The sequence below is a fragment of the Streptomyces albidoflavus genome (assembly GCF_000719955.1).
Classification (GTDB): domain Bacteria; phylum Actinomycetota; class Actinomycetes; order Streptomycetales; family Streptomycetaceae; genus Streptomyces; species Streptomyces albidoflavus.
The window spans coordinates 63716-87835 of the sequence record NZ_JOII01000020.1 but is presented as its reverse complement, the minus strand read 5'-3'; the positions used below and the strand labels follow the sequence as shown (position 1 = coordinate 87835).

Here is a 24120-nt window from a genome sequence, read left to right as displayed (position 1 = left end):
GGCTCCATGAACACCCGTACGGACACCGCGCCCCGCCCCGCCGCCGTGGTCAACGCCGAGATCCGCGCCCTCCTCATGCGCCGCGGCGGCCTGACCCCCACCGAGCGCGCGGCGTACGAGCGGCTGCTCGTCGAGTGGGCCCAGGCGGTCCGCGCCGAGGTGGTCGTCGCGGCCTGACCCGTCCGCAACCGCCATGCCCTCTTCCTCGTCATGATCGACAAAGGTCAGGCGAGCGAGAGGCACCCCGTGAGCAGGCAGAAGAGCAGGCGGGGAGCCGCCCCGGCAGCCCGAGGACGGCGTCCCCCTGCGCCCCGGAGGCGCCCCCGCCACCGTCCTCGTCAAGCTCTGCAACACCACGGACCGGCCGCTGACCGGCATCGCCCTCTCCGCCCAGCTGGAGTGGACCGACGCGGGCGAGCGCGACCCCCGGCTGGAGGTGGAGCACCGGGAGACCCCGGACGGCCAGTGGCGCACCGCCGACCTGGTCGTCGCCAACGACTACGAGCCGCTCAGGGGCGCCGACGCCGCCCGCGACCTGGCCCCGGGAGCGACCCGGGTCGTCGAGTACCGGTTCAGCGCCGCCGAGGAAGCCCCCTCCGGCGCTCAGCCGCTGATGATCCAGGCCGTCCGGACCGACGAGCGGCGCAGCGGCGGTCTGGCCGGACTGCGGCTGAGCGTGCTACCCACGGACTGACGCCCGGTCACCGGAGCGCGGCCCGTACGTTCACCACCCACGGCCAGTTTCGTCACCCGTCGCCGCCATGTGCACGACCCGCTCCGCCCGTGCCCGTCACGCGGCCCCGCATACCCGCTCCGCGCCGCTGCGGGATCAGCCTGCGGGCGGCCACGGCGACCGTCCCCCGACCCGGCGCTCCTGAGTGCCCGCCCCGACCGCCGGCGGCAGCTATGGCGCCGTACGGCCTCAGAGGCGCGGTGCGGCTCAGCCCGCGTGTTGCAGGACGTCGGCGGCGACCTTCTTCTCCAGGGCGGCCCGGACCAGTGCGGCGGCGAGGACGGCCGGGCCCGCGTCCCCGGCGAGGCGGGCCAGGCGCTTCGGGTCCTGGGGGAGGCCGAGCCGCTCGGCGCCCTGGCGGGCCTTGCCGTCGAAGCGGGGCGCGTACTCGGGCCAGACGGCCTGGGCCTCGCGCAGGAAGATGCCGGCGCCCGCGGGGCCCATGCCCGGGGTCTCCCGCAGGCCCTGGACGAGGGTCTGCTCGTCGCCGTCGGCCTCCTCGCGGAGCTGCCGCAGGTCCCCCCGGTGTGCGTCGAGGAGCAGTTCGGCACCGTCGCCGAGCTGGGTCGCGGTCCGCTCGTCGTACCGCCGGTAACCGCCCTCGCCGAGGGCGTCCACCCGCTCCTGCCAGCTCGCGTCGGCCATGGTGCGCGGATTGCGCATCCCGTCGTGGAACAGGGCGCGGGCGGCGGCCACCGCGACGGAGGCCCGGATGCGGGCGCTGAGCAGGGAACTGAGGACGAGCAACTGGTAGAGCGGCTGCGGGGTGTCCTTGAGGGTGATCCCCGCCTCCCGCGCGTAGGTGCTGCCGTGCCGGTCGAGGAGGGTGGCGGCGACGGCGGACTGCGAAGCACTCACGTCCGGTCTCCCTTCGTACGAGGCGTACGTGTCCTTGGGGGCGTGCCTGCTTCCCACTGTGGCGCGGATCGGGCGGGGTCGCGCGGGGAGCGGCCCGCGGGGGAACGCCAAGAGCCCCGTCCTGATCTCTCAGGACGGGGCTCTTGGCCACAGGGTGAGTGACGGGACTTGAACCCGCGGCCACCTGGACCACAACCAGGTGCTCTACCAACTGAGCTACACCCACCGCGTCCGGTCGTTTCCGACCGGCCGAGAAAAAGTGTACAGGGTCCGAGGGGGTGCTCGCGCACACCTTTTCCCGGGGGCCGCGCGGGGCCTTATTCCGAGGTCAGCACGTGCTGGGCGGCGATCGCCTTCGCGGTGTCGGAGTCGGGCCCGGGCTGCGGCACGAAGATCGCCTCGCGGTAGTAGCGCAGCTCGGCGATGGACTCGCGGATGTCGGCGAGGGCGCGGTGGTTGCCGTTCTTGTCGGGGCTGTTGAAGTAGGCCCGCGGGTACCACCGGCGCGCCAGCTCCTTCACCGAGGAGACGTCCACGATGCGGTAGTGGAGGTACCCCTCCAGCGCCGCCATGTCCCGCGCGAGGAAGTTCCGGTCGGTGCCGACCGAGTTCCCGCACAGCGGAGCCTTGCCGGGCTCCTTGACGTGCTCACGGACGTACGCGAGGACCTGCGCCTCCGCGTCGGCCAGCGTGGTGCCCTCCGCCAGCTCGGCGAGGAGCCCGGAGGAGGTGTGCATCTTGCGCACCACCTCGGGCATGGTCTCCAGCGCCTCGTCCGGCGGACGGATCACGATGTCCACGCCGTCGCCGAGCACGTTCAGTTCCGAGTCGGTGACCAGCGCGGCCACCTCGATGAGTGCGTCGTCCGCCAGCGAGAGCCCGGTCATCTCGCAGTCGATCCACACCATGCGGTCGTTCATACGGCTCAGCCTAGGCCCTGTCCGCGAAAACCCGTCCGGCCCGTGCGGGGTCCGGCACACACCGGGAAGTGCGTGCCGGACCCCGAGGGCCGGAGCTGTCCTCTCTCAGACGCCGCCCAGCGGACGTTCCCGCTGGCCCGGGAGTGCCGCGCGCCCCTGGAGGTACGCCTCCGGTGCTCCCCGGCCCGGGTCGCCGTGGTGGGCGCCGACTCCCTGCGGCGTCCGGCGCAGCTGCGGCGGGAGCGGCCCGTCGAAGACCTGCACCGGCTGCGTGGGCTGCACCGGCTCGGGCCGCTGCTGCTCCTGCTGCGGACGGCGGGCCCGGTAGGCGGCCCGGTACGCGGCGGGGGAGGAGCCGAGCTGGCGGCGGAAGTGCCCGCGCAGCGCGACCGGCGACCGGAAGCCGCAACGGCCCGCGACCTCGTCCACCGAGTAGTCGGAGGTCTCCAGGAGCCGCTGCGCCTGCAGCACGCGCTGGGTGATGAGCCACTGGAGCGGGGCGCTGCCGGTCAGCGAACGGAAGCGCCGGTCGAAGGTCCGGCGGCTCATGTACGCGCGTGCGGCCAGCGTCTCCACGTCGAACTGCTCGTGGAGGTGCTCCAGCGCCCAGGCGACGACCTCGGCCAGCGGGTCGGCGCCGATCTCCTCCGGTAAAGACCTGTCGAGGTAGCGCTCCTGCCCGCCCGCCCGGCGCGGCGGCACGACCAGGCGGCGCGCCAGGGCGCCCGCGGCCTCGCTGCCGTGATCGGTCCGGACGATGTGCAGGCAGAGATCGATCCCGGCGGCGGTGCCCGCCGAGGTGAGCACGTCCCCGTCGTCGACGAAGAGCTCCCGCGGGTCGACGTGGACCGAGGGGTAGCGCTTGGCCAGCGTCGGCGCGTACATCCAGTGCGTGGTGGCCGGCCTGCCGTCGAGCAGCCCGGCGGCGGCCAGGACGAACGCGCCGGTGCACAGCCCGACGATGCGCGCGCCCTCCTCGTGCGCCCGGCGCAGCGCGTCCAGCGCGGCGGCGGGCGGGGGTGAGGTGATGGACCGCCAGGCGGGCACCACCACCGTCCCTGCCCGGGCGAGGGCCTCCAGGCCCTGAGGCGCCGTCAGTTCCAGTCCGCCGGTGGTCCGTAGCGGTCCGTCCTCGCCGGCGCAGACCAGCAGCCGGTAGCGCGGCACGCCCGCGTCCTGGCGGTCGATGCCGAAGACGGAGAGCGGGATGGAACTCTCGAAGATGGGACCGCCGCTGAAGAGGAGAACCGCGACGATCTCCTTGCGGCGCCGCCCGGAGAGTTTGCGGCCCGCGAGGTCCGCCGTGACGGTGGAGTCGTGGCTCATGTGACTAAGCCCCCCTCGGTGGCCGTGACACTCCAGTCCTGTCGGATCTGTCGCTCCTGCACGTTTCCCCTCGGTCCTGCGCGTGTCCCCCGCCATAAGACAGTCATGATCGAATCTACTGTGTCCCGTGGTGCCACCGTGACCAGTTGAGCAGACGCCGGAATGTCGACAAGGCAACGTGGCGTGAAGCATTCGATCACGAAGCGTCGCACTCCAGGGCTCGACTGGGAAGTGCGTCTGCGGCGGGTGGCCGGTCCCCGTAGGGTGCGAACGCCTCGCACGGTCCTGTCCTCGCAGGTCGTGCCGGGGGTGACGGGGGTCCACCCACCCTGGTGCAACGGTTCGTCAACTTGGCTGAAAACATACGGGCGCGTGCGTGCGAACCGGTCAGCTCTCCGGTGTACGAAAAGTGCGCCCCCTGACCGCCCCCCGTGCGCCCCTCTCGCCCCTACCTGGGAACGTCTCCCGCGGCGCTCCGGGCGCCCGTCGCGCCGCCCCGCTCCGCCCGGCGCAACAACAGCCGGCAGATCCCGGTCACCGCGGCCAGTACCGGTGCCACCCACATCACGCCGCCCGCCGACGCCCCGTAGACCACCAGGACCACCGGGGCGAGGACGCAGCCGAAGGCGGCCCAGCGGACGGCGGTGCTCACCGGGGCCGGTCCGGCACCCCGTGCCGCCGTGGAGGCCGCGGGCGCGCAGGCCGCGCGGGGTGCGGTGCGGGCCCCGGGGAGGCCGCGTGGGGCCCTGGCGCCCGCGCAGGCGGTTCCCGGTGCCCGCGCGCCGCGTTCCGGCGCCCGTGCGGGCGGGGGGCCGGGGAGGAGGGCGGCGGGGTCCGGGCCGGAGACGTGGGGGACGGGCACGAGGGGCTCCCAGGGTGGGCGGGTACGCCGGTTCAACGCTCCGCCCGCGCCCGGGTCACAGCGGGGCGGCGCGGGCTGGGCCGACCCGGGGACCCCGTGTCCCCCGGGCGGCGGGGGCCGTCCGGCCGTTGCGATCGGGGCGCCGCTCGGGCATGCTCCGTCCAGCGCGCCGCCCGGCGGTGGCGTCCGGAGGGGCTTCACCGGGCCGGTTCGGGTCCCTCCGGGAGCTTTCGCCGGGCGGTGCGCGCCGGTCCGTGAGAACGGCGCATGGGCGGGCCCTCTTCTGGGTACGGGCCGGGCAAGGTCCGAACGCGGGAGAAGTGGCGCCGTACTCTTGGGGCGAGTGGTTGGGAAGATGCTTCCCGGACACAGCGGGCCGGTCCCTCGGGCCGGTCGTCGCCCCTCCGGGCGCCGTCGGCACCGCCGCTCGACCTCCGGACCCGGGGTTCCCCCCGGAGCCGTGCTCACTCCGTCAGCCGTCCCCTTCCCACGAGTCCCCCAAGGACCTCTCCCGCCGAGACACCGATGGCCGGTCACGAATCCTTTGAATCAGCGGACCGCAAGCGGCAGGTGGCCGATCCCTCGGCCCAGCCCCTGGCGGCGGAAGAAACACGTCAGCCCTGCGACCCGGCCTTCCGGCACGGCGTCGTCGTCGGCTTCGACGGCTCGACCTCCAGCGAGCGCGCCCTCGCCTACGCGATCGGCATGGCCCGCCGCTCGGGCTCGGGCCTGATCATCGTCCACGTGGCCAACCGGCTGCCCACCACGGTGTGGGCCGGCTGCGAGCCGCCCGTCTTCGTCGACGTGCCCGACCACCGCACCGAGGTGCTGGGACTGGAGCTGGCCTGCGCCGAGTACCTCGGCGACGTGCCCTGGATCCTCGTCGAGCGCGGCGGCGACATCTGCCACGAGCTGGAGGAGGTCGGCACCGAGTACGAGGCCGACGCCGTCGTGGTCGGCTCCAGCCAGGGCGTCGTGGGGCGGCTCTTCGGCTCGGTCGCCGGGCGGCTGGCCCGGCGGGCGCGCAGACCGGTGGTCGTCATCCCCTGAGCCGGGGCGGCCCAGGGGACGACCGGACCGGCTACTCGACGGTGACGGACTTCGCCAGGTTGCGCGGCTTGTCGATGTCGCGGCCGAGCTTCAGCGCGGTGTGGTACGCCAGCAGCTGGAGCGGGATGCCCATGAGGATCGGGTCCAGCTCGTCCTCGTTCTTCGGCACCACGATGGTGTGGTCGGCCTTCTCCTGCTCGCGGTGGGCGACGGCGAGGATCTTGCCCTCGCGGGCCTTGATCTCCTCCAGCGCCGCCCGGTTCTTCTCCAGCAGGTCGTCGTCGGGGACGATCGCCACGGTCGGCATGGCCGGCTCGATCAGCGCCAGCGGGCCGTGCTTCAGCTCGGAGGCCGGGTACGCCTCGGCGTGGATGTACGAGACCTCCTTGAGCTTCAGCGAGGCCTCGCGGGCCACCGGATAGCCCCGCACGCGGCCGATGAAGAGCATCGAGCGGGCCTCGGTGAACTCCTCGGCCAGCTTCTCGATCTCGTCCTCGCGGGAGAGGATGTCGGCGATCTGCTCGGGCAGCTTGCGCAGGCCCGCGATGATCCGCTTGCCGTCGGCCACCGACAGGTCGCGGGTGCGGCCCAGGTGCAGCGCGAGCAGGCCGAAGGCGACCACGGTGTTGGTGAAGCACTTGGTGGAGACCACGCACACCTCGGGCCCGGCGTGCACGTACAGCCCGCCGTCGGCCTCGCGGGCGATGGCCGAGCCGACCACGTTGACCACGCCGAGGACGCGGGCGCCCTTGCGCTTCAGCTCCTGCACGGCGGCGAGCACGTCGTAGGTCTCGCCGGACTGGGAGACGGCGATGTAGAGCGTGTCCGGGTCGACCACCGGGTTGCGGTAGCGGAACTCCGAGGCCGGCTCGGCGTCGGCGGGGATGCGGGCCAGCTCCTCGATGAGCTGGGCGCCGATCTGGCCGGCGTGGTACGAGGTGCCGCAGCCCAGGATCTTGATCCGGCGGACCCCGCGCGCCTCACGGGCGTCGAGGTTGAGGCCGCCGAGGTGCACGGTGGAGAACCGGTCGTCGATCCGGCCGCGCAGCACCCGGTCGACCGCCTCGGCCTGCTCGAAGATCTCCTTGTGCATGTACGTGTCGTGGCCGCCCATGTCCCAGGACTCGGCCTCGTACTCCACCGTGGTGGGCGTGGCGGAGGTGCGCGAGCCCTCGGTGGTGTAGGTGCGGAAGTCGTCGGCCTTGAGGGTGGCCATCTCGCCGTCGTCCAGGGTGACGACCTGGCGGGTGTGGGAGACCAGGGCGGCGACGTCGGAGGCGACGAACATCTCCTTCTCGCCGATGCCGAGGACGACCGGGGAGCCGTTGCGGGCGACGACGATCCGGTCCGGGAAGTCGGCGTGCAGCACGGCGACGCCGTAGGTGCCCTCGATCTGGCCGACGGCCTCGCGGACCTTGCCCTCCAGGGTGTCGGCCTCGGAGCGGCCGATGAGGTGGGCGAGGACCTCGGTGTCGGTCTCGGAGAGGAAGACCACGCCGTCGGCGGTGAGCCGGGCGCGCAGGTCGGAGGCGTTGTCGAAGATGCCGTTGTGGACGACGGCGACCTTGGAGTCGGCGTCCAGGTGCGGGTGGGCGTTCTCGTCGTTGGGGGCGCCGTGGGTGGCCCAGCGGGTGTGCGCGATGCCGACGCTGCCCTTGAAGCGGGCCGGGACCCTGGCCTCCAGGTCGCGGACGCGCCCCTTGGCCTTGACCGACTTCAGCCCGGTCGACTTGGAGCCCGACTTGCCGTGGATGGCGATGCCGGCCGAGTCGTAACCCCGGTACTCCAGGCGCTGGAGGCCCTCCAGCAGCAGCGGCGCCACGTCGTCGCGACGGCCGATGTATCCCACGATTCCGCACATAGGTGAAACCCCTCCTGGACGTGTTCCGGCGGGCCGGTGGGCCCGCCCGGGTGCTCGGCGCTCCCGGCATGAGGGTGCCGGGCGGCCTGGTCAGCCGTAGACGATGCGGCGCAGCTGGCGCAGGGAGAGTGCCGGGGGCGCCACGGCCCTGCGCGGCAGCTCCTCGGCGATCCGCTCGAAGATCTCCGTGTTGCCCAGGCCCTGGGCCTGGAGTTCGCGGTGACGGCGGCGGACGCACTCCTCGGTCGTCTCGTCGAAGTACGCCAGGACGTCCATGACCACCCGGCCGGCCTCGCCGCGGCTCAGCGGCGTGGTGCGGACCAGGTGGTCGACCAGGTCGTCGTGGTTCGTACGGCGTTCGAGCACGGATCGATACTGGGTCGCGCGGACGGGTTTCGCAACATTCCTGCCCGATATCGGGCACGGGCGAGGGAGAAGTGGGGCGGAATGGGGGATTCCAGCGACTTCGCGCGCTCCGGCCGCCTCAGAGCAGGCGCAGCACCGCCTGCTTGGCGAGGCTGAACTCCTCATCGGTGAGCACCCCGTCCCGGTGCAGCTCGCCCAGCTCCCGCAGCCGGCGCAGCAGCGCGTCCGGGTCGTCGGCGGAGGCGGCCTGCGGGGCCGGGGCGGGCGGCAGCGGCAGCTGGGCGGGCGCCTCGGCCTTGTCGAGCGCGCCGGGGGAGCGCTCCGGCTCGCCCCGGGCCGCCAGCGCCACCAGGACCGCCGCCGCGACCAGCACGGCCGTGTGCTCCTTCTTCGACAGGCCCCACAGGTCCAGGGCGTGCGGATCGTGCTCGGGCGCCACGGTCTTGTCGCCGCCGGAGCGGGTGAGGAAGCGCAGGTGCCCGTTCTCCAGGCCCTGCGGGGGCACCCAGGCGACCCCGGTGAGATCGGCGAGGGCCAGCGTGGTCGGGCCGGCGGAGGTCTTGGTCTCCTTGCCCTTCCAGTTCCAGGTCAGCCGCACCTCGCGCCCGTCGAAGGCGGCCGTGCCGTCCCCGCCGCCGCCCGAGACCGGCAGGGCGGGACCGGGCAGCAGGAACCGCTCGACCGGGCCCTCGGGGATCTGCTCCAGCAGCAGCGCCTGGCGCACCTCGGCCACGAGGTACTCGGCCAGGTCCTCCCGGCCCGACTCGACCACCAGCCGGTACGGGTCGGCGCCCTCGGGCAGCCGTCCCTCGGCGGCGCGCACCACCGGGCAGGCCCCGTCCCGCAGCCGCAGTCTGAGCCGCCCGCCCTTGCGGTCCCGCTCGAAGGTGATCCCGGCGACGGCCGCCAGCGGCACCGCGACCTCGCCCAGCACCTGCCGTACCGGATGGGCCTTGGCGCCCGGCACGATCCGTATGCGCCCGTCCTCGTAGCTCCAGCTGCCGTCCCGCTGCGTGATCTCCGCCATGCGGGGATTCTTTCAGCACGAAGGGAACGGCGGGCGCCGCCCGGGGACCGTACCCGGGTGGCGCCCGCCGTGGCGCGGGGCGGGGCTCAGCGGCCCGCGAGGGGGTTGACCAGGTCGCCGACGAGCTGGAGGGCGCCCGAGGGGTCGGCCAGGTCGACCATCTGCTGGTTGTTGCGCAGCTGGAGCCGGTTGAGGCAGGAGAGGGCGAAGCTGGGCGCGAACATGTCGTACTGGGCGAACTTGTCGGCCAGCTGCGGCATGGACTCCTGGTACGCGCGGACGCTCTCCGCCGCCGTGCGCCAGAAGGTGTCCTCGTCGAGGACGCCCTCGCCGGCCAGGGTGGCGTTGAGGAAGCGCAGGTAGCAGTCGAAGACGTCGGTGAAGATCGAGAGGATCTTCATCTCCTCCGGCACCTCGGCCTTGATGCGCTCGACCGCGGGCGGCAGCACCGCGTCCGGGTCCATGACGCAGATCTCCTCGGCGATGTCCTTGAAGATCACCCGGTCGACCGCGCCGTCCTCGATGACGAGGATGACGTTCTCGCCGTGCGGCATGTACACCAGGTCGTACTGGTAGAAGGAGTGCAGCACCGGCACGAGGTAGGCGTCCAGGTAGCGGCGCAGCCACACCTCGGGGACCAGTCCCGACTCGGCGATCAGCGCGCCCGCCAGCGAGGCGCCGTCGGCGTCGGTGTGGAGCAGCGAGGCCATGGTGGCCAGCCGCTGTCCCTCGCCGAGCTGCGGCACCGGGCTCTCCCGCCAGAGCGCGGCCAGCATCTTGCGGTACGGCGAGTACCGGTCGGTGGCCCGCTCGTACTGGCGGTGGTGGTAGCCGATGGCGGCGCGCTCGCGGATGATCGAGAAGCGCGCGGCCCGGAAGACCTCGTCACCGGCGATGAGCTGGGCCAGCCAGTCGTTGATCGCCGGGGTGGCCTCCATGTAGGCGGCCGACAGGCCCCGCATGAAGCCCATGTTCAGCACCGACATCGCGGTCTTCACGTAGTGCTTGTCGGGGTGGCTGGTGTTGAAGAAGGTCCGGATCGACTGCTGCGCGAGGTACGCGTCGTCGCCCTCGCCGAGCAGGACCAGGCGCTGCTGGGCGACCTCGGCGGCGAAGGAGACGGAGAGCTTGTTCCACCACTGCCAGGGGTGGACCGGCAGCAGGTGGTAGTCGGCCAGGTCGAGCCCCTGGTCGGCCAGGGTGGCGGCGAACCGGGCCAGCGTCGCCGGGTCCAGCTCGCCCTTGACCAGCGTGTCGTAGTCGAGCCCGGCGCCGCTGGTGAAGGTGGAGCGGTCGCGGCGGGCGGCGAGCCAGAGCAGCCGGACCGGGGAGGCGGTCTCGGGGGCGTACTGGTGGTACTCGCGGACGTCGAAGCCGATCCGGCCGTTGTTGGCGACGAAGCAGGGGTGGCCCTCGGTCATCCCCGTCTCGATGGCCTGGAAGCCGGCGCGGGCCAGCTCGGCGGCGCTCGGGCGGGCCTGGGCCAGTTTCCAGGCGGCGCCGGAGAGGGTGGAGGAGATCTCCTCCAGGTAGACCGGGAGGATGGCGTCGCCGATGCCCAGCGCGGTCCGCGTGTCGAGGATGAAGTCGAGCGCGTCCAGGGGGAGTTCGATGCCGCCCTCGCCGTGCCGGGTGATCGAGTCGGCGGCGATGTCCCAGTGGTCCAGGCTCAGCAGTTTCGCCGCGAAGCGGTACTCGGTCACGCCGTCGTCGGTCACCACGCGGTGGGCGGTGCGGCCCTCGGCGTCGGGCTCGGCGCCGGGCAGCGGCTCGGGCTTCAGCAGCCGCTCGTGGGAGAACTCGGCGAGGCCCTTGCGGACCAGGTGGCGCCCGGCGGCGGCCCACAGCTCAGGGGTGAGGTGCGCGGTGGGGGCGGCGAGCTGGTCGGTGGGGGTGGTGTCACTCATCGGGGAGCCTGCTCCTTCGTGTCGTCCCCCGCCGGTACGGTCGCCGCCGCTTTCTTCGCCGCCTCGAAGGCGTCCCGGGTGCAGACGCTCAGGTACGCCTCCTTCTCGGGCTTGGCGATTTTCTCGACGATCTCGAAGCCGACGGCCTCGTTGAGCGCGTGGACGGCCGCGTTGCGCACGTCGGGCTCGACCACGACGCGGACGGTGTCGGGGTCGGCGAAGAGGTACTCCATGACCGCGAAGATCACCGCGCGGGTGAAGCCGTGCAGCGGCGTGTCGGTCGGCGCGCAGAGGAAGTGCATGCCGACGTCGCCGGGCTCGGGGCCGTAGAGGCCGACCAGCTCCACGTGGGCGGGGTCGTACCGCTCCATGAGGAAGGCCGGGGAGTCCTCGTACAGGCCGATGAAGGCGTCGTGGTGCGGGTGGTCGGCGATCGAGGCGTACTCGCCGCGGACCTCGTCGACGCTGAGCCCCTGCATCAGCCAGAAGGCCGATTTCGGGTGGGTGACCCAGCCGTGGACCAGGCCGGCGTCGGCGTCCAGGTCGAGGGGGCGTATCGCGAGCCGGTCGGGGCGGACTTTCGCGGTGCGGGGGGTGGTCATACGGAGAACTCCTGGAAGGCGATCGACTTCTCCACCGCGTAGGGGGCGGTGCCCAGCAGCTCGCGCAGGATGACGGAGTTGCGGTAGGCGCCCATGCCCAGGTCGGGGGAGGTGAGGGCGTGGGTGTGGACTCCGGCGTTCTGCACGAAGATGCCGCGCCCGGTGGTGTCGATGCTGTAGTTGCGGGCGATGTCGAACCGGCCGCGCCCGTCCCAGCGGATGCGGTCGCGGACCGGCTCCAGGAAGTCGGGGACGCGGTACTGGTAGCCGGTGGCCAGCACCAGGCCCTCGCTCGTCAGCTCGAAGTCCTTGCCCTGCTCCTCCTGGCGGAGCCCCAGGGTGTACGTCCCCTCGGACTCGTCCCGTGTGGCGGTCTTCAGGGCGGTGTTGGTGAGCAGCCGGGTGGGGACGGGGCCGCGCACGTTCTTCTCGTAGAGCAGGTCGAAGATGGCGTTGATGAGTTCGCCGTCGATGCCCTTGAAGAGGTTCTTCTGCTTCTGCTCCAGGCCGTAGCGGGTGTCCTCGGGCAGCGCGTGGAAGTAGTCGATGTACTCCGGGGAGGTCATCTCCAGCGTGAGCTTGGTGTACTCCAGCGGGAAGAACCGGGGCGAGCGGGTGACCCAGTTCAGCTGGTAGCCGTGGACGTCGATCTCGGCGAGGAGGTCGTAGTAGATCTCCGCCGCGCTCTGGCCGCTGCCGACCAGGGTGATCGACTTCTTGGCCTGGAGGGCCGCTTTGTGCTCCAGGTAGCGGGAGTTGTGCAGCAGGTCGCCGCCGAGGCCCTGGCAGGGCTCGGGGATGTGCGGCGGGGTGCCGGTGCCGAGCGCCAGGTGGCGGGCGCGGTAGGTGTCGCCCTGGTCGGTGGTGACGGTGTAGAGCGCGCTCTCCTCGTCGTACGTCACCTCGGTGACGGTGGTCGAGAAGCGGACCGAGCCGAGGCGGGCGGCGGCCCAGCGGCAGTAGTCGTTGTACTCCGTGCGCAGCGGGTAGAAGTTCTCCCGGATGTAGAAGGAGTACAGCCGCCCGGACTCCTTCAGGTAGTTGAGGAAGGAGTACGGCGAGGTCGGGTCGGCCAGGGTGACCAGGTCGGACATGAACGGCGTCTGGAGGTGGGCGCCGTCCAGGAACATGCCGGAGTGCCAGTCGAAGTCCGGCTTCGTCTCCAGGAAGAGCGCGTCGATCTCGTCCAGCGGCTCGGCGAGGCAGGCCAGCCCGAGGTTGAACGGGCCGAGGCCGATGCCGAGCAGGTCGAGCGGCTCGGCGGAGTCGGAGGCGGTGCGGGACGATCGCTCAAGAGGCGTGGACAAGGGACTCTCCCAGGTACTGCTCGGCGTGGCCGGCTATGAGGTCGAGGACGGCGGCGATGTCGGACGCCTTCGTCTCGGGGTTGAGAAGGGTGAACTTGAGGTAGTGCCGCCCGTCCACCTTGGTGCCCGCCACGACGGCGTCACCGGAGGCGAACAGGGCCTTGCGGGCGTACAGGTTGGCGCGGTCGATCTGCGCCGGGTCGGTGGGCCGGCCGGGCAGGTAGCGGAAGACCAGGGTGGAGAGCGAGGGCTCCACGACCACGTCGAAGCGCGGGTCGGCGACGAGCAGCTTCCAGCCCTCGCCGGCGAGGTCGCAGACCTCGTCGAAGAGCTGGCCGATGCCGTCGGCGCCCATCACCCGGAGCGTCATCCACAGTTTCAGGGCGTCGAACCGGCGGGTGGTCTGGAGCGACTTGTCCACCTGGTTGGGGATGCGCTCCTCGGCGGCCCGGCGCGGGTTGAGGTAGTCCGCGTGGTACGTGGCGTGCCGCAGCGTGGCGCCGTCGCGGACCAGCAGCGCGGAGGAACTCACGGGCTGGAAGAAGGACTTGTGGTAGTCGACGGTGACCGAGTCGGCGTGCTCGATGCCGTTCAGCAGAGCGCGCCGGGTGGGCGAGACGAGCAGGCCGCAGCCGTAGGCGGCGTCGACGTGCATCCACGTGTTGTGCTGCGCGCACAGCTCGGCGATCTCGGGCAGCGGGTCGATCGAGCCGAAGTCGGTGGTGCCGGCGGTGCCGACGACCGCCATCGGGACCAGGCCCTCGGCCTCGCAGCGGCGCAGCTCGGCGGCGAGCACCTCGATCCGCATGCGGCGCTCGCGGTCGGTGGGGATGGTCACCACCGCGTCCGGGCCGAGGCCGAGCAGCGTCGCCGACTTGCGGACGCTGAAGTGGCTGACGTCGGAGGTGAAGACGCGCAGCTGGGTGGGGTGCGCCGCCTTGGCCTCCTCGCGGGCGAGCAGCATCGCCTGGAGGTTGGACTGCGAGCCGCCGCTGGTGAAGACGCCGTCCGCGCCCTCGCCGAGGCCGATCCGGCCGGTCGTCCAGTCGATGAGGCGCCGCTCGATGAGGGTGCCGCCCGCCGACTGGTCCCAGGTGTCCAGGGAGGAGTTGACCGCCGAGAGGACCGCTTCGCCGAGCACCGCCGGAATGACGACCGGGCAGTTGAGGTGAGCCAGGTAGCGCGGGTGGTGGAAGTAGACGGCGTCCCGGAGGTACACGTCGGTCAGCTCGTCCAGCGCGGCGGTGGTGTCGCCGAGCGGCCGGTCGAGGTCGACGGCGTCGACCACGGGGGCGAGCGCGGCCGGGGTGACGCCGGTGAACGGGCTGGTGGCACCTGTCAGCGATGCGGCCACGCGCTCGACACCTTCGGTGACGGAGCGGCGGTACGCCTCCACGTTCAGGTCGTTCAGCAGGTGAGACCTGGGCGCGAGGAGACTCATGAGCGGTCCTCCCGGTGAGGGGACTAGTGATGCTCCTGGGGGTGAGCACCACAGGGGGCGATGAACTTAGGTGAGCCTAACCTAATGTCGACCTGAGGAAGTCCACAGGGGGTGATTCCCGTCAACTGTGGCCGGATGCACAGCGATTGGCCGTGAAGCGTTCACCGGAGCGCCGGCTTTGCAGTCGAAGTGTCCGCCTTCGCACCTCTTGTTCGCATGGCCGGAGTTTGGGGTGAGCGTGTGGGGAACATGTGCATACCTGACACCTCGTCAGTCGCGTGGACCGCAAAGAGCCCCGCCCACCCCTCTTCGGGGTGCGCGGGGCCGGGTTCCTCAGGCCGTACGCCGTTTGCCGGTCGCCAGCGACTCCGCGCGCAACTGCTCCTCGCTCGCGCCCTCACGCCAGTACCCGACGAAGGTCACCGCCCGCCGGTCGAAGCCGCGCTCGCCCACCAGGTGGCGGCGGAGCGTCCGCATCCGGCCCGCCTCCCCGGCGATCCACGCGTACGGCTCGCCCGCGGGCAGCTCCGCCGCCCGGACCGCCTCCGCCGCCGAGGGGGCACCCTCGTCCGCGACCAGCCAGGTGATCTCGGCGTCCGCAGCGGTGGCCAGCTCGCGCCGGTCGGCGGCGTGCGGCACCTCGATCCACAGCCGCACCGGGAAACCGGCCGGCAGCCACTCCAGGATCGCCTCGGTGGCCGGCAGCGAGGTCAGGTCCGCCCACATCAGCGCCCAGGCGGCCGAGGCCGGCGGCCGGAACCGCACCGACACGTTCTCCGTCACCGCCGGGCCCAGCACCACGACCCGGTCCCCGGGAAGCGCCCGCGCCGCCCACCGGCAGGCCGGGCCGGTGTCGCCGTGCAGTGCGAAGTCCACGTCGAACTCGGTGGTCCCGTCGTCGGCCCGCCGCTGCGCCCGCACGGTGTACGAGCGCATCACCGCCCGCTCCTCCTCGGGCATCGCCCGGTACGCCGCCCACCAGTTCTCGCCCGCCTCGACCGGCACCCGCGGCACGCGCTGCCCCGGGTGCGGCAGGAAGAGCGAGCAACTCTGGTCCCGGCCGCCCGACTCGAAGAGCGCCAGCTCCTCGCCGCCGAAGGTGAGCCGCACCAGCGAGGGCGACAGGCGTCGGCTGCCGCGCACCTCCACGTCGAAGAAGCGGAACGGTGTACGGGCGGGAGCGGTGGGGGTGGTGGTCATGGGACGGGCCTTCCCTCGGCGTCGAAATGGCGCTGAGGTAAGCCTAACCTTAGCGTGCGCGTGGTGGCGAGAGGGGGCGGCAGACCGACGGGCCGACGGGGAGTCCGGTGGCCGACAGTGCACCTCCCCCCTCGGAGCGGTACGCGGACGCAGCCGTTACGGGATCGCTCTGGTGGGGTCAAGTCCCCCGGCGCTAGGTTGGTTTCGGTCGCCTGCGGCGGCCCGTACGGGTACGGGCGCCACGGTCCCCGGCGGTCGTCAGCCGTCGCGGTGGCCGAGACCCGCCCCGCCACCCCTCACCCACGTCCTTCCGGGAGCCGACCGTGAACCGCCCCACCCCCCTCGCCATGACCGCGCTGGCCGTCGCCGCCGGGCTCTCCCTCGCCGCCTGCGGGGGCGGGGGCACCGGCGAAGAGGGCGAGAAGCCGATCGCCGGCGCCGGGCAGGAGGGCGGCGGGAAGTCCGCCTCGCCCACCGCCTCGCCCGAGGCCGGTCCGGACCGGCCGAAGATCGACCTTCCGGCGGACCTGACCATGACCTTCGAGGGCGGGAAGAGCGGCGACGCGGTCAAGGACGCCGTGCTGGCCGACAGCGCCGAGCGGATGCGCGCGGTCAACGCGGTCATCGCGGGCACCGCCCCGGAGAACGTGCTCGGCCACTACAACACGGGCAAGGCACTGGAAGCGGCGGCGAGCTGGGTCGGCGAGTTCGAGAAGGCCGGGGCGACCGTGACCGGCGAGGTCCGCTACTACGACCGTGAGGTCACGCTCGACGGCAAGAAGGCGGCCACGCTCTCCTTCTGCGCCGACGAGAGCAAGGGATTCAGCAAGGACGCCGAGACCGGCAAGGTCAGCAAGACGCCGGTCAGCAAGAACAGTTACGTCTTCTACAACTCCCGGCTCGAACGGAACGACGCCGGGACGTGGCAGACCACGCAGATCGTCTCGACACGGGGAGCAGGACAGTGCCAGCCATAGGCCGAAAGACCAGAGGGGTCGCGCTCGGCGCGGCGCTCTTCCTTCTCGCGGGCGCCGCGCCCGCCTGGGCGGACATCGTGCCCGGCGGCGGTAACGGCAGCGGTTCGGAGGGCGAGGTGGGCGGGGGAAGCGGCGACGACGGCACCATCAACGCCTCCGCCGGAGCCGTCGTCTACGACCGCTCCAAGAACGGCTCCGGCCAGTCCGCCGGCCCCGTCACCTCCGCCTCCGACTGGACGCCTCCGGCCTGCTACTACGCCCCGGCCTTCACCCCCGACCAGCTGAAGGCCGAGCTGGAGCCCATCTGGGAGGCCGGGTCCACCGGTCCCGAGTGGGACGCCGAGCAGCGCGACCGCTACGTGAACGGCAAGCCCTACAAGGACTTCAACAAGGAGAAGGAAGGCGAGGGCTACTGGTGGGACGGCTTCGTCGCCGACGGCAGGATCGGTGATCCCGGCGCCCTCGACTGCCAGAAGCCGAACTTCTGGGTCGACACCGGCGACGCCCCGCCCGCCGACATCCCGGAGGCGATCACCCCGGAGATGCTGGCCCAGCTCGCCTACGCCGAACTGCGCGTGCCCTCCACCGAGGTGAAGCTCGCCCCCGAGGTGGAGACCAAGGTCAACCTGCCCACCTGGGCCTGGCTGGACGGTGCCACCTTCAAGCCCGTCTCGGTCACCGCCTCCGTGCCGCTGCTCGGCATGACGGCCACCACCACCGCCGAGCCGGTCTCCCTGCGCATCGAGCCCGGCACGGCCGACGCCCGGCTCCACCCGGCCTCCGGTGAGTGCGCCCTGGTCGACGGCAGCATCGGCGAGCGCTACGCCAAGGGCAAGGCCGACCGCACCCCGCCGTGCGGCGTGACCTACCTGCGCTCCTCCGGCGACGGCACCTTCCCGCTCCAGGCCACCCTGACCTGGAAGATCAGCTGGACCGGAACCGGCGTGAACGACGAACAGCCGCTGCCCGACGGCTCCTTCGGCGCTCAGCAGCCGGTGACCGTGCGGGAGATCCAGGCGGTCAATCGCTGAGACCCGCCCTCAGCGCGGCAGCCCCGCCTCCGCGATCGCCAGCACCTCGGTGATGGCCTCGCCCGGGGTGCCGGTGCCCGGGGCGGTGTGCCAGGCCCACTCCTCGACGGCCACGCGGAGGGCGGTGTTGAGCAGGGCGGCCTGGACGCGGGGTTCGAGGGCGTCCGGGGGGCGGCCGGTGCGGGCCGCGAGGACGCGGGCGAGGACCGGTTCGGCCGCGTGATGGACCTGGAGCCAGACCGCGCGCAGCCCCGGTTCGGTGCGGACCAGGCGGACCAGGTCGCGCAGCGCCTGCTCGTCCTCGGCGAGGGCGGCGGCCGAACGGCCGGGCGGGTGCGTGCTGATGCCGTCGGTCAGGGTGCGCTCGCGCGGCCAGGAGGCGAGCCGTTCGGCGGCCGCGTCCAGGGCCGTGGTCAGCAGCGGGCCGACGCACTCCTCCTTGGAGGAGCAGTACCGCCACAGGGTGCGCGGGGAGATCCCGGCCGCCGCCGCGATCTCGTCGGCGGTGGTGGCCGCGACGCCCTGGGCCGCGAAGAGGCGGACCGCCTCGCGGGCGATCTCCAGCCGCGTCGCCGCCTTGCGCCGCTCGGTCAGCGGCGGCCGGCCGACCCGCCGCCCGTCCTTCTCCGCCGTCACACCCTCACCCCGTCCCGCGCCCGGCCGTCACCTGCGGTGATCCTACGTCGGGGGCCCGATCGTACGCCTTTATGGCGCACCCTGCCTTTATGGCGCGCTCCGCCATTAAAGAGGTACCGTCGATCGTGCACACCCCCTGAACCCAGGAGCACCCCATGAGCAGCACCACCGGCCTCGCGGGCCGCGCCGTCGTCGTCACCGGAGCCGGGTCCGGCATCGGCAGGGCGGCGGCCCTGCGCTTCGCCGCCGAGGGCGCCAAGGTCCTCCTCGCCGACCTGAACGGCCAGGCCGCCCAGGCCGCCGCCCGGGAGATCACCGAGGCCGGCGGCACCGCCGTCACCGTCGCCGGGGACCTCAGCGACCAGGCCGTCGTCGACGAGGTCGTCGCCACCGCCGTCGAGCGGTTCGGCTCCCTGGACGTCCTCGTCAACAACGCCGGGATCATGGACCGCATGTCGGCCGCCGGGGAGACCGAGGACGCCGAGTGGGAGCGGGTCGTGCGGGTCAACCTCACCGCCCCGTTCCTGCTGACCCGCGCCGCGCTGCCGCACCTGCTCGCCACCGGCAAGGGTGCCATCGTCTTCACCGCCTCCGAGGCCTCCCTGCGTGGCAGCGCCGCCGGCGCCGCGTACACCGCCGCCAAGCACGGCGTCGCCGGACTCACCAAGTCCGTCGCCGTCATGTACCGCGAGAAGGGCCTGCGCGCCAACGCCATCGCCCCCGGCGGCACCGCCACCAACATCCAGGTCGACGCCGACCGCGAGGCCCACGGCCCCGCCGTCCTCGGCTCCTACCTGCGCAACGTCGGCAGCCCCGCCCAGGCCGAGGAGCAGGCCGCGGCCATCGTCTTCCTCGCCTCCGACGCCGCCAGCAACATCAACGGGGTGATCCTCCCGGTCGACGGCGGGTGGGCCGCCGTCTGAGTCCCCGGCCCGCCGTACGGTCGTCCGTGGTGAAGGGTGCGGCCCCGCTCCGGGGCCGCACCGCAGCGACCGCGCGAGGAGCCGCCGTGAACCAGGACGAGGAAGAGATCCGCCGCCTGATCGAGGAGTGGGCGTCCGCCGTCCACCGGGGCGACCTCGCCGCCGTCGTCCGCGACCACGCCGACGACCTCGTGATGTACGACGTCCCGCCCCCGTACGAGGGGCTGCGCGGCCTGGATGCCTACCGCGCGGTGTGGCCCGGCTTCTTCGCCTGGCAGGCGTCCGGCGCCGAGTTCACCCTCGACACGCTCGACGTCACGGCCGGCCGGGACGTCGCGTACGCCCACGCCCTCCTGCGCTGCGGCACCCCCGAGGAACTGGCCGAACGCCCGGCGCTGCGCCTGCGGCTGACGCTGGGGCTGCGCAAGGAGGACGGCCGGTGGGTGGTCGCCCACGAGCATCACTCGTTCCCGGACCTCTCCTCGGAGCCCGGCCCCTCCTCCTCGTCGTAGCTGAGCAGGTCGCCGGGCTGGCACTCCAGGACCCGGCAGATCGCGGTGAGGGTGGTGAAGCGGATCGCCTTGGCGCGGCCGTTCTTCAGCACGGAGAGATTGACGTTGGTGACGCCGACGCGGGCGGCGAGTTCGGCCAGCGTCATCGAACGGGCCGCCAGGAGCCGGTCCAGGTGGACCTGGATCGCGTGGCCGTCGTCCTCGGGCGGCATCAGACCACCGCGTCCAGCTCGTCGCGCAGGAGCGCCGAGGCGCCGACGATCCGGGCGAAGGTCAGCAGACCGAGCCCCGTGAGGGCGGCGAGGTAGGGGGCGGACCAGAGCTGGGTCCAGGCGAGGGAGACCAGGTCGCCCTCGGTCAGGGTGGCGAGCAGGGCGCCGCCCGCCACCGCGCGGACCGTCTCCACGACGAGGCTGCCCAGCAGCAGCCACCAGCCGAGGACGCGCAGCCGGGCGGCGGTCCCCGAGGTGTGGACGCCCTCGCGTGCCGCGAGTCGCAGCAGCCGGTCCAGCAGGTAGAGCCCGCCGATGAGCAGTACCGTCACGGGCGCCGTCCGCATCACCCCGAGGAACTGCTGCCAGTTGGTGCCGGTGGCCTCCACGGGGCAGAAGGTCGGCGTGTAGTTCACCCCGGCGCCCGGCAGCGTCTCGTAGGGCTGGAAGTCACTGCCGCTCGTGCCGGTCCAGTCCGCGGTGACGCACATGTCCCCCCGCCCCCAGTGCACCCCGTCCACGAACAGGCTGAGGAGGAACCCCGCCACGAGCGTCCCCAGGAGGATGCGCAGGGCGATCGAGACGATGCTGGTCAAGGGTTCCAGCAGCTTACGGTCCTCGGACATGGGCGACCCCCCGTGGGTTCATGTTTATCGATAACATCGATAAACGATAAGGGTCGGGGGTCTGGTCGTCCAGCCCCGCGTTCGGGCACACTCCGCTCTCGTGCGCCCACCTCCCGATCCCTCCCTCCTCTATCCCGACGTCATGGCGAGCGGCAGCCTCGCCGCCGTGCTCCGGGAAGCGGCGGCCGGCTGCCTCGCCACCCTCCCGGACGACGCCCTCACGCCCGCCGGACCGCTGCACGCCGCCGTCTCCGCCGCCGTGCCGCACCGCGCCCCCCTGACCGTCGGCGCGTGGGCGCACGTACGGCGGTGGTCGGTGCGCGGGACGGAGCCGTACCAGGGGATGTGCCTCGTCGACGGCTGGACGCACGACCTCGCCGAGGTGGCCAGGGCCGCCCGCGCCTGGCGGGACGGCGTGCCGCTGGAGGAGGTCCGCCGGGCGGCCCCCTTCGTCCACCTGACCGGCCGCTTCGAGGTGCCGGACAACGATCCCGTACGCCTGGCCGCCTCCGAGTGGCAGCACCTGCGCCGCGAGGCGTACGAGCTGGAGTACGACTGGCGCGAGCCGTACCAGGCCCTGATCGAGGCGGCCCACGCCTCGCCGGCCCTGCGGGCGCTCTACCCCTTCACCAGCCACTGGGTGCTGCGCTTCTCCACCGCCACGCGCCCGCGCCTGGCCCTCGTCGGCCCCTGCCTGACCGCGAACGCGGACGGGACGTACGGAGTCGGTACGGGCATGCTCGCCCCGGACCTCGGCCTCTTCGCGACGGCGCCGGAGGCGGTCGCGTGCGCCGTCCGCCAGCTGCCGTCCGGACTCGGGCCGGTGGCGCCGAGGGAGTGACGGTCCGGGGCGTGCCCCGAGCGGCTCAGGCGGACCCGCCCGGCTCCTCCGGCACCGGCGGCGCCGTCAGTCCGGCCAGGACGAAGGCGGTCACCGTCGCCGTGGCCGGGAAGGAGGCGTTCTCCGCCACGCCCTTGGCGGTCGGGCGCCCGTAGGTCTCCATGACCAGGGTGAACGCGAGGGCGCACCGCTCGCTGACCTCCTGCGGGGACAGGTCCGGCAGGGCGCGGCCGACGCGTACCTCGAAGGGGGCCGGGGTGAAGGCGGTCGGGACGTTGGGGAGCTGGCCCGAGGGGAGGGCCGCCCGGGCCAGGAGGTGGCACAGGACCCGGCCGTCGCGCGTCGCGACCAGGTCGGCGAAGGGCTCGACCAGCCCCTCCACCAGGTGGCGGACCTCCTGGACCCCGGTCGCGCGGCCCTCGGAGACGGCGGCCCAGCGGGAGTTCCAGACGGGCCCCAGCTCCTGTTCGAGCAGGGCCGACACCAGGCCCTCGCGGGAGCCGAAGTGGTAGTGGACCGCGCCCGGGTTCAGTCCGGCCGCCGCGTTGACGGCGCGCAGGGAGACCTGGTCGGCCCCCTTCTCCAGGAAGAGCTGCTTGGCCGCCGCCAGGAGGCGCTGGCGGGTCGGGGCGTCCGCTTGGGTCACGCCGCACATTCCATCACAGCCGGGAGGGCACGGGACTCCCGTTCAATCAGTGATTGGATTATGTTTGGAAAGCGGGGGCAGGGTCGCGGAACGCGCCCCTCCGCAGCGATCAGCAGCAAGGCAAGGAGCACGGCCATGGGTACGTACGCGGTCACCGGAAGCGCCTCGGGCATGGGAGCCGCCAGCGCGGCCCGGCTGCGGGAGGCCGGACACCGGGTCGTCGGCGTCGACCTGCGGGACGCCGACGTCACCGCCGACCTCGGCACCGCCGACGGACGCCGCCACGCCGCCGACGAGATCCTGCGCCTCTGCGGCGGGGCCCTGGACGGCGTCGCCGCCGTGGCGGGCGTCGGCCCGAACCTCCCCGACGCGGCCGCCGTCGCCTCGATCAACTACTTCGGCCCCGTCGCCCTCCTCGACGCCCTGCGCCCCGCCCTGGAGCACGAAGGCGGCGGCCGGGCGGTCGTCATCGGCTCCAACTCGGCCACCACCGTGCCGATGATCGACGACCACCTCGTCGGACTGCTCCTCGCCGGCGACGAGGAGGCCGCCCGCGCCCACGCGGCCGGCGCGCAACGCTCCCTCCCCGCCGCACTCGCCGCCACCAGCCCCAGCATCAGCGCCTACGCCACCTCGAAGTTCGCCCTGGCCCGCTGGGTACGGCGGACCGCGGTCACCCCCGAGTGGGCCCGGCGCGGCATCACCCTCAACACCATCGCCCCCGGCGCCGTCGTCACCCCGCTGATGACCGGCTCCACCCTCTCCGAGGACGACCTCGACCCGGACACCTTCCCCACGCCGATGCCGCGCGGGATCTTCGGCCGCCCCGCCGACATCGCCTTCTGGGTCACCCAGTTCCTCAGCCCCGAGGCCGGATTCACCACCGGGGCGACCCTCACCGTCGACGGCGGCACGGACGCCGCCATGCGCCCCGACGCCCAGCCCACGGCCATGCCCCACTGACCCGACCCGCCCCCGGGCCCCACTGCCCGCCGCACCGAAGGCAGGACAGCACCATGCAGCCCCACACCGCCCCTTCCTCCCCGCCCGCCTCCCCTCCGGCCCTCTTCGAACCCGCCCGCCTCGGCCCCCTCACCCTGCGCAACCGCTTCATCAAGGCGGCCACGTTCGAGGGGATGACCCCGGGGGCGCTGGTCAGCGACGAGCTGATCGACTTCCACCGCCGCCACGCCGCCGGAGGCGTCGCCCTCACCACCGTCGCCTACTGCGCCGTCGCCCCCGACGGCCGGACCGAGCGCGACCAGATATGGATGCGCCCCGAGGCCCTGCCCGGCCTGCGTCGCCTCACCGACGCCGTGCACGCCGAGGGCGCGGCCGCCTCCGCCCAGATCGGCCACGCCGGACCGGTCGCCGACGGGCGCTCCAACGGCCTGCCGGCGGTGTCCTGTTCGCCCCACTTCAACCCGCAGAGCCTCGGCGTCGTCCGCCAGGCGAGCCGGCAGGACATCGCCCGCATCACCCGCGGCCACGCCGAGGCCGCCAGGCTCGCCGTCGAGGCCGGCTTCGACGCCGTCGAGATCCACCTCGGCCACAACTACTTCGCCAGCTCCTTCCTCAGCCCGAAGCTCAACAAGCGCAAGGACGAGTACGGCGGCTCGCTCGCCCACCGCGCCCGGGTGGCCCGGGACGCCGCCCGCGCCGTCCGCGAGGCCGTCGGTGACCGGATCGCGATCCTCGCCAAGCTCAACATGGACGACGGCGTCCCCGGCGGCCTCTGGCTGGACGAGAGCCTGCAGGTGGCCCGGTGGCTCCAGGCGGACGGCAGCGTCGACGCCCTCGAACTCACCGCGGGCAGCTCGCTGCTCAACCCGATGTACCTCTTCCGCGGCGACGCCCCGGTACGCGAGTTCGCCGCCGCCATGCGCAACCCGCTGGTCAAGCAGGGCGTCAAGGCCGTCGGCAAGTACTTCATCCGCGCCTACCCGTACCAGGAGGCGTACCTCCTCGACAGCGCCCGCCAGTTCCGCGCCGCCGTGGACCTGCCGCTGGTGCTCCTCGGCGGGGTCAGCCGGCGGGAGACCGCCGAACAGGCCATGGCCGAAGGCTTCCCCTTCGTCGCCATGGCACGCGCCCTCCTCCGCGAGCCCGACCTCGTCAACCGCTTCCGCGACGAGGCCACGACCCGCTCCCTGTGCATCCACTGCAACAAGTGCATGCCGACCATCTTCAGCGGCACCCACTGCCCCCTCGCCGCCGCCTGACCCCGGCCGCCCCGCCGGTCCCCGGTGGCGAGGA

General features: G+C 73.0%; 26 protein-coding genes and 1 tRNA gene. 10 read left to right on the top strand and 17 right to left on the bottom strand.

The annotated features are described in order from the left end of the window. Positions 1-6 precede the first annotated feature (6 nt). Positions 7-177: a hypothetical protein gene (locus tag IF45_RS33405; RefSeq protein WP_018468238.1), complete on the top strand. Its 171-nt coding sequence runs from the start codon at positions 7-9 to the stop codon at positions 175-177. Positions 178-436: 259 nt separating this feature from the next. Further along, a complete protein-coding gene (locus IF45_RS0120625) occupies positions 437-694 on the top strand; it encodes a hypothetical protein (protein WP_030308852.1) in 258 nt (85 codons plus the stop codon). Positions 695-940: 246 nt separating this feature from the next. On the opposite strand, the gene IF45_RS0120620 is transcribed toward IF45_RS0120625, so the two are convergent. From IF45_RS0120620 to IF45_RS0120600, 5 genes are all read right to left on the bottom strand, one after another. Next, entirely contained in the window at positions 941-1591 is a 651-nt protein-coding gene (locus tag IF45_RS0120620) for a hypothetical protein (RefSeq protein WP_030308850.1), read from the bottom strand. Positions 1592-1744: 153 nt separating this feature from the next. Then, positions 1745-1817: transfer RNA gene (locus tag IF45_RS0120615), tRNA-His, on the bottom strand. A 91-nt stretch (positions 1818-1908) separates the two neighbouring features. Next, positions 1909-2511 carry an oligoribonuclease gene (gene orn / locus IF45_RS0120610; protein WP_003948196.1) on the bottom strand — a complete coding sequence of 201 codons (603 nt, stop codon included), beginning with the start codon at positions 2509-2511 and terminating at the stop codon, positions 1909-1911. 105 nt (positions 2512-2616) lie between these two features. Continuing rightward, entirely contained in the window at positions 2617-3837 is a 1221-nt protein-coding gene (locus tag IF45_RS0120605; protein WP_003948195.1) for a helix-turn-helix domain-containing protein, read from the bottom strand. 448 nt (positions 3838-4285) lie between these two features. Then, positions 4286-4489: a hypothetical protein gene (locus IF45_RS0120600; RefSeq protein ID WP_018894990.1), complete on the bottom strand. Its 204-nt coding sequence runs from the start codon at positions 4487-4489 to the stop codon at positions 4286-4288. 735 nt (positions 4490-5224) lie between these two features. Between IF45_RS0120600 and IF45_RS0120595 the strand changes: the two genes are divergently transcribed. Further along, positions 5225-5749, top strand: a complete 525-nt coding sequence (locus IF45_RS0120595; RefSeq protein WP_030308848.1) for a universal stress protein — start codon at positions 5225-5227, stop codon at positions 5747-5749. A 31-nt stretch (positions 5750-5780) separates the two neighbouring features. On the opposite strand, the gene glmS is transcribed toward IF45_RS0120595, so the two are convergent. The 8 genes from glmS to IF45_RS0120555 all read right to left on the bottom strand — a co-directional run bounded on the left by glmS (position 5781) and on the right by IF45_RS0120555 (position 15460). Beyond that, positions 5781-7610, bottom strand: coding sequence for a glutamine--fructose-6-phosphate transaminase (isomerizing) (gene glmS / locus IF45_RS0120590; RefSeq protein ID WP_003948192.1), 1830 nt, complete (start codon positions 7608-7610; stop codon positions 5781-5783). Positions 7611-7700: 90 nt separating this feature from the next. Then, positions 7701-7976: a hypothetical protein gene (locus tag IF45_RS0120585; protein ID WP_003948191.1), complete on the bottom strand. Its 276-nt coding sequence runs from the start codon at positions 7974-7976 to the stop codon at positions 7701-7703. 118 nt (positions 7977-8094) lie between these two features. Then, positions 8095-9003 (bottom strand): DUF4429 domain-containing protein, encoded by a 909-nt coding sequence (locus tag IF45_RS0120580; protein WP_030308846.1) that lies wholly within the window; start codon positions 9001-9003, stop codon positions 8095-8097. 86 nt (positions 9004-9089) lie between these two features. Next, the gene (locus tag IF45_RS0120575; RefSeq protein WP_030308844.1) at positions 9090-10910 is read right to left on the bottom strand and encodes an IucA/IucC family protein; all 1821 of its coding nucleotides are present in this window, start codon (positions 10908-10910) and stop codon (positions 9090-9092) included. Beyond that, positions 10907-11512 (bottom strand): GNAT family N-acetyltransferase, encoded by a 606-nt coding sequence (locus IF45_RS0120570; protein WP_030308843.1) that lies wholly within the window; start codon positions 11510-11512, stop codon positions 10907-10909. Before IF45_RS0120570 ends, IF45_RS0120575 begins: the two co-directional genes overlap by 4 nt. Next, positions 11509-12819 carry a lysine N(6)-hydroxylase/L-ornithine N(5)-oxygenase family protein gene (locus IF45_RS0120565; RefSeq protein WP_008407738.1) on the bottom strand — a complete coding sequence of 437 codons (1311 nt, stop codon included), beginning with the start codon at positions 12817-12819 and terminating at the stop codon, positions 11509-11511. Before IF45_RS0120565 ends, IF45_RS0120570 begins: the two co-directional genes overlap by 4 nt. Beyond that, positions 12803-14260 carry a pyridoxal phosphate-dependent decarboxylase family protein gene (locus IF45_RS0120560; RefSeq protein WP_018894987.1) on the bottom strand — a complete coding sequence of 486 codons (1458 nt, stop codon included), beginning with the start codon at positions 14258-14260 and terminating at the stop codon, positions 12803-12805. The genes IF45_RS0120565 and IF45_RS0120560 overlap by 17 nt, the downstream gene beginning before the upstream one ends. A 333-nt stretch (positions 14261-14593) precedes the next feature. Continuing rightward, entirely contained in the window at positions 14594-15460 is an 867-nt protein-coding gene (locus tag IF45_RS0120555; protein ID WP_008407734.1) for a siderophore-interacting protein, read from the bottom strand. A 323-nt stretch (positions 15461-15783) separates the two neighbouring features. On the opposite strand from IF45_RS0120555, the gene IF45_RS0120550 reads away from it, so the two are divergent. After that, on the top strand, positions 15784-16437 hold the full coding sequence (locus tag IF45_RS0120550) for a hypothetical protein (RefSeq protein ID WP_003948184.1): 654 nt from the start codon (positions 15784-15786) through the stop codon (positions 16435-16437). Next, on the top strand, positions 16425-17468 hold the full coding sequence (locus tag IF45_RS0120545; RefSeq protein WP_008407731.1) for a hypothetical protein: 1044 nt from the start codon (positions 16425-16427) through the stop codon (positions 17466-17468). The genes IF45_RS0120550 and IF45_RS0120545 overlap by 13 nt, the downstream gene beginning before the upstream one ends. Before the next feature lie 9 nt (positions 17469-17477). Here IF45_RS0120545 and IF45_RS0120540 read toward each other — a convergent pair whose 3' ends face one another. Continuing rightward, positions 17478-18104, bottom strand: a complete 627-nt coding sequence (locus IF45_RS0120540; RefSeq protein ID WP_008407728.1) for a TetR/AcrR family transcriptional regulator — start codon at positions 18102-18104, stop codon at positions 17478-17480. Positions 18105-18259: 155 nt separating this feature from the next. Between IF45_RS0120540 and IF45_RS0120535 the strand changes: the two genes are divergently transcribed. Beyond that, positions 18260-19027 (top strand): SDR family NAD(P)-dependent oxidoreductase, encoded by a 768-nt coding sequence (locus tag IF45_RS0120535; RefSeq protein WP_030308842.1) that lies wholly within the window; start codon positions 18260-18262, stop codon positions 19025-19027. An 86-nt stretch (positions 19028-19113) separates the two neighbouring features. Further along, positions 19114-19539, top strand: a complete 426-nt coding sequence (locus IF45_RS0120530; protein WP_015507856.1) for an SgcJ/EcaC family oxidoreductase — start codon at positions 19114-19116, stop codon at positions 19537-19539. Here the strand turns inward: IF45_RS0120530 and IF45_RS0120525 are convergent. Next, on the bottom strand, positions 19488-19751 hold the full coding sequence (locus IF45_RS0120525; protein ID WP_003948179.1) for a helix-turn-helix domain-containing protein: 264 nt from the start codon (positions 19749-19751) through the stop codon (positions 19488-19490). The genes IF45_RS0120530 and IF45_RS0120525 overlap by 52 nt on opposite strands. After that, the gene (locus IF45_RS0120520) at positions 19751-20377 is read right to left on the bottom strand and encodes a hypothetical protein (protein WP_030308840.1); all 627 of its coding nucleotides are present in this window, start codon (positions 20375-20377) and stop codon (positions 19751-19753) included. Before IF45_RS0120520 ends, IF45_RS0120525 begins: the two co-directional genes overlap by 1 nt. A 142-nt stretch (positions 20378-20519) precedes the next feature. Here IF45_RS0120520 and IF45_RS0120515 point away from each other — a divergent pair, with 142 nt between their 5' ends. After that, entirely contained in the window at positions 20520-21218 is a 699-nt protein-coding gene (locus IF45_RS0120515; protein WP_051720717.1) for a DUF6193 family natural product biosynthesis protein, read from the top strand. A gap of 25 nt (positions 21219-21243) precedes the next feature. Here the strand turns inward: IF45_RS0120515 and IF45_RS0120510 are convergent, their stop codons facing one another. Further along, positions 21244-21873 carry a TetR/AcrR family transcriptional regulator gene (locus IF45_RS0120510; protein ID WP_203627701.1) on the bottom strand — a complete coding sequence of 210 codons (630 nt, stop codon included), beginning with the start codon at positions 21871-21873 and terminating at the stop codon, positions 21244-21246. Between the two features lie 126 nt (positions 21874-21999). Here IF45_RS0120510 and IF45_RS0120505 point away from each other — a divergent pair, with 126 nt between their 5' ends. Beyond that, entirely contained in the window at positions 22000-22827 is an 828-nt protein-coding gene (locus IF45_RS0120505; RefSeq protein WP_030308831.1) for an SDR family oxidoreductase, read from the top strand. A 53-nt stretch (positions 22828-22880) separates the two neighbouring features. After that, positions 22881-24086, top strand: coding sequence for an NADH:flavin oxidoreductase (locus IF45_RS0120500; protein WP_030308828.1), 1206 nt, complete (start codon positions 22881-22883; stop codon positions 24084-24086). Positions 24087-24120 lie beyond the last annotated feature (34 nt).